We start from the raw sequence: 4,864 nt of genomic DNA on the forward strand, positions 1-4,864 counted from the left end.
GGTGCTCATGGAAAATCCCCTAAATGTCTTGGTGGGAATTTAGGGGATTTTGGGGAATTTTGCAAAGGTCTCAGGCTGTCTGAAAACTGGATTTCAGACGGCCTTTATTCTAAAGTTTCCAGACAACGTTTGAGGTCTTCTGAAAGTTTGAAAGAATGGTTTGAACGGCAAAGAACGCGTGCGTGCATACCGCACACACCCTACACCTCGGTTTTAAAGTTTGTGCCGCCCGCAGGTAGGATATGGCGCAGCCACGCCCGCGGTTGGTGGGAATACAGGCTACGGCTTGCTACGCTCGCTTACCAGCTAATTCCAGTTTGTCTTAATTCCAAATATTTTTCATAAGTCTTAATAAAGATTGTATCAATAAAAATTAATATCAAAAAACGAATATAATAATTATCAAAATTATAAGCTTCGATATTTAAATTATTTAATGTAGGTAAATTTTTTTGATATGATAATGTATTATGAGCGCACCTATTACGATGTTTATATAATCTAAGATAAATTTCAGAGATCGCATACTTTTTTAATTTGTCATCACCAATGTTATCTTTATTTGTAAATAATTGACTATTGGAAGGTAAAAACAGTGATTCACTTGTAATTTCATTTCCTTGAAACATCTTAATATATTTTTCAAATATTGAGTTGATGTTTGAATGACTAAGAAATTTATCTAATGCTATTTTATTATTTTCTATGTGGTTAGTTTCATCGTCAGGAAATATAATTTTTTTAAATTCTATATTTTCTGAAGGTTTGAGCAATGTTATTTGCTTAGTTAAATCGCCATATACTTTTGATTTCTCTTTCAAATCAGAGCATTCTCCATACTTGCCCTTGTTCAAAAATTCATATCTAAACTCATAATCATAGGTAGCTAAAGTCCAAAGAATGCATTTCATTTTTTGCTCTTGAGAACCTGTCATTTCAATAAAAATTGAACGAAGAATATGTTCTTGCACTGGATATGTTTCTATAGTATCACCCAAATTAGACAGAGAGGATATACCTTTTTTTAAAATATTGATAATCGGCTCAAGAATAAAATCATTATGGTTTACCATAATTTAGCCCCATTCCATTATAGAGTTCAATAGATTCTTTTATTCTTTCACAGATATATATGCTATCATTTGGTGTGTTTTTGGACCTTTTGTGGAGTTTCTCTGCTAATTTTGAGCATTTTTCGATCAATTCTCTGATTGTGGTTTCATCATTTAAGTAGGAAATATTGCCTCCAAATAGGCATTGATATAAAAAGCCAAAGAATAAAACATCAAAGTGTACAATTTTATCAAATTTGTAAGGCGCATTGGGATTCTGATTTTTATTTTTATTTAATTCAATTTTTATCTTCTCAAGAATTTCTATATAACAAGGTGTGCCATCTGTTTCTTCAAAAATACTATAGTTTGAACCGGTATCATAGAAAGGTTGACTGTAATCGAAATCTCTAACAATTTCCCCTCTTTTGCCGAATAAATCGACTGGTATTCTATTACTTAATGACTCAACAATATTGGCAAAATCTTCTGTTCTTTCAGCCGTTTGAATAGAGTCTTTATTCATTCTGTATTGAAGAATGTAGCCTAATATTCTAATAAGTTTATTACTGCCTCTGCTAACTTTGAAATATTCTTCAAATTTTGGTGAAATAATATTTTTTAATTCAGGTGTAATTAATTTGTAAGCTTCTAATTTTTCATCAGCAGTCAATAATTCTGTTTGCGTGTTTATTGAGTAAAATGTTTGTGCGAAAAATCGCTCTTGTTCAATTTTGGTACCAGACTGAGGAGAAATAAAGGTAAATCCTAAAAATTTATCTTTAAAAAAATTATTTTTATCTACATTTGATATTCCGATTCCTTCAAAGAAATCATAGTCAGTAAACCCGTCAGGATCATCAAAATTTGTTGCAGTTGTATTACCATCACTTTGTGAGCAATATTTCCATTTGTTATTTAGATTTTTACGTGTAGGGTATTTATTGCGATATGCCAACAAAAGACTGGTTAACCTCTGTTGCCCATCTATAATCAGGTTTTCTTGGTTTGATCTGATAACTATAATCGGTGGGATAAATTGTTTATTATGTAGAGATTTAATTAATCGTTTTATTTTATAATCTTTCCATGTAAATGAACGCTGAATCTTTGGTAATTTAATGTTGCCTGTTTCAAGTAAATGAATCCAGTGGTCTAAAGAATATTCCCCATAAAAAACATTTGTTTCCATACTCTTGTCCTTTTATATAGAAAAATTTACTCTGCTCCAAAAAGCAGATTCTCTTTAATTCCGCGTATTCTATCACGAAGAACAGCCGCTTCTTCAAACTGCAAATCCCTAGCTGCCTGCTGCATGGCTTTTTCTAGTTTGGCAATTTCTTTCAAGGCATCTTCTTCGTTCTGAATCTCGCCGACTTTAACCTTGTTTTTGCCTTTCAGACGGCCTTTACTGCTGTCTTCTTCGTGGTACACGCCGTCGATGATGTCTTTGACTTGTTTCTTAATCTGTTGCGGTACGATGCCGTGTTCTTCATTGAATTTAATCTGTTTTTCGCGGCGGCGTTCGGTTTCGTCAATAGCGGCTTTCATGGAGTCGGTGATTTTGTCGGCGTACAAAATCGCTACGCCATTCACGTTGCGCGCGGCGCGGCCTATGGTTTGAATCAGGCTGCGGTGGGAGCGTAGGAAGCCTTCTTTGTCGGCGTCGAGGATGGCGACGAGGGAGACTTCGGGGATGTCCAAGCCTTCGCGCAATAGGTTGATGCCGACGAGTACGTCAAACAGTCCGAGCCGTAAATCTCTAATGATTTCAACGCGCTCTACGGTATCGATGTCGCTGTGCAGGTAGCGCACTTTGATGCCGAGTTCGCTGTAATAGTCGGTGAGTTGTTCCGCCATGCGTTTGGTGAGAGTGGTAACGAGCACGCGTTCGCCTTTTTGGATGCGGTCGTTGATTTCGCTCATCAAGTCATCGACTTGGGTGGCGACGGGGCGGATGATAATTTGGGGATCGACCAGCCCTGTGGGGCGGACGACTTGTTCGACCACTTGTCCGGCGTGTTCTTCTTCGTATTTGGCGGGGGTGGCGGAGACAAAGATGGTTTGCGGCATGACTTTTTCAAATTCGTGGAATTTGAGCGGGCGGTTGTCGCGAGCGGAAGGCAGGCGAAAGCCGTAGTCCACGAGATTTTGTTTGCGCGATGCGTCGCCTTTGTACATGCCGCCGATTTGGGTGACGGTAACGTGACTTTCGTCGATGAACATGATGGCGTTGTCGGGCAGGTAGTCCATCAGCGTGGGCGGCGGTTCGCCTTCTTTTTTGCCGGAGAAATGGCGGGAGTAGTTTTCGATGCCTTTGCAGAAGCCCATTTCGTAGAGCATTTCGAGGTCGAAGCGGGTGCGCTGTTCGATGCGTTGTTGTTCGACGGGGCGTTGTTCGCGGGCGAAAAATTCGATGCGTTCGCGCAGTTCTTCTTTGATGGACTCACAGGCGCGCAATACGGTGTCGCGTGGGGTAACGTAGTGGCTGGACGGGAAGACTGTGTAGCGGCCGACGCGTTGAATAAGGCTGCCTGAAAGCGGGTCAAACATATCGAGGCGGTCGATTTCGTCGTCAAACAGGCTGATGCGCAAGGCGTTTTCCGAGCTTTCGGCGGGGTACACGTCAATCACGTCGCCACGCACGCGGAAGCTGCCGCGTTTGAAATCCAAATCGCCGCGTTCGTATTGCATGGAAACGAGCGTAGCGATGATGTCGCGCTGCTCAATGGTGTCGCCTTCTTTGACGGACAACACCATTTGTTGATACTCGGTCGGGTCACCGATACCGTAAATGGCAGACACGGTGGCAACGATAATCACGTCGTCGCGCGTCATCAGGTTTTTGGTGGCGGAAAGGCGCATTTGTTCGATGTGTTCGTTAATCGCGCTGTCTTTTTCGATGAACAAATCGCGGCTGGGCACATAGGCTTCGGGTTGATAATAGTCGTAGTAGGAGACGAAATATTCCACTGCGTTTTCGGGGAAAAACTCGCGCATTTCGGCATAGAGCTGGGCGGCAAGGGTTTTATTGTGCGCCATGATGATGGCGGGGCGGCCGCTTTGAGCAATGACGTTCGCCATGGTGTAGGTTTTGCCCGAACCGGTTACTCCGAGCAAGGTTTGATAAGCAAGGCCGTCTGAAAGCCCTTCGAGCAGGCCGGCAATGGCGGTGGGCTGGTCGCCGGCGGGTGGGAAGGGCTGGTGGAGTTTAAACGGAGAATTGGGATATTGGATGACTTCCATAAGACGGCCTGTTTTATGTTCAGGTAAAGAGAAGATTATAACAAAGGGCCGTCTGAAAATTGATAGAGAGTCAATCTAACAAAACTAAATATTTCATTTTCTTTCTTAGCTAACTGAGGTTGGTTGTGTTAGTCAGAACAATACTTGGATGCTGGGCTGGGTCAGCTGGAGCGAATAACCCATCTTCATTCCTCAAAGGACGTGCCTGAGCACGTCCTTTTTCTTCATCCGCCTCCTCCCTTTAGATCAGGTTTCTACCCCGTAAAAGGCCGACACTCCGCATCATTGCCCCTAAATATCTCCTCGCCGTCAGTACAGTTTCCCTTCCCCTTCATTTTCCCGCACACCACCGCCGTCAGCGACTCGTTCAAACGCAGCACCCTCGGCTCCGCCTCCCTGTCCAGCGCCACCGCCTTCAGGGTAAACTTCCCTTCCAGGATCCCCTTAGCCTGGCCACTCATCCTGATACAGAAACCACCCGCTTCCTTGACCGGCAGCTCCGGCCACTTCGTCGACGTCAGCTTAAAGCTGCCCTTTTTCGCATAGAACTGCTCCATAAAGCGCGC

General features: G+C 42.7%; 3 protein-coding genes and 1 pseudogene. All 4 read right to left on the reverse strand.

Going from position 1 to position 4,864, the window contains the following annotated elements; genetic code table 11:
- Positions 1–299: 299 nt before the first annotated feature.
- Positions 300–1,073, reverse strand: a complete 774-nt coding sequence (locus ACTHS4_RS11490) for a hypothetical protein (RefSeq protein ID WP_070826363.1) — start codon at positions 1,071–1,073, stop codon at positions 300–302.
- Complete coding sequence (locus ACTHS4_RS11495; RefSeq protein WP_440365963.1) at positions 1,060–2,244, reverse strand: DUF262 domain-containing protein; 1,185 nt, start codon at positions 2,242–2,244, stop codon at positions 1,060–1,062. The genes ACTHS4_RS11490 and ACTHS4_RS11495 overlap by 14 nt, the downstream gene beginning before the upstream one ends.
- Positions 2,245–2,270: 26 nt before the next feature.
- The gene (gene uvrB, locus ACTHS4_RS11500; RefSeq protein WP_371460606.1) at positions 2,271–4,298 is read right to left on the reverse strand and encodes an excinuclease ABC subunit UvrB; all 2,028 of its coding nucleotides are present in this window, start codon (positions 4,296–4,298) and stop codon (positions 2,271–2,273) included.
- Between the two features lie 254 nt (positions 4,299–4,552).
- Positions 4,553–4,864: pseudogene (locus tag ACTHS4_RS11505) on the reverse strand (type IV pilin protein); the annotation flags it as partial.

This window comes from Neisseria sp. P0014.S009, from assembly GCF_051958155.1.
GTDB lineage: Bacteria > Pseudomonadota > Gammaproteobacteria > Burkholderiales > Neisseriaceae > Neisseria > Neisseria flavescens_C.

What these genes read in the sequence shown, in the direction of transcription:
- ACTHS4_RS11490 (WP_070826363.1), bottom strand. Translation starts at nt 1,073, where the DNA reads ATGGTAAACCATAATGATTTTATTCTTGAGCCGATTATCAATATTTTA.
- uvrB (WP_371460606.1), bottom strand. Translation starts at nt 4,298, where the DNA reads ATGGAAGTCATCCAATATCCCAATTCTCCGTTTAAACTCCACCAGCCC.
- ACTHS4_RS11495 (WP_440365963.1), bottom strand. Translation starts at nt 2,244, where the DNA reads ATGGAAACAAATGTTTTTTATGGGGAATATTCTTTAGACCACTGGATT.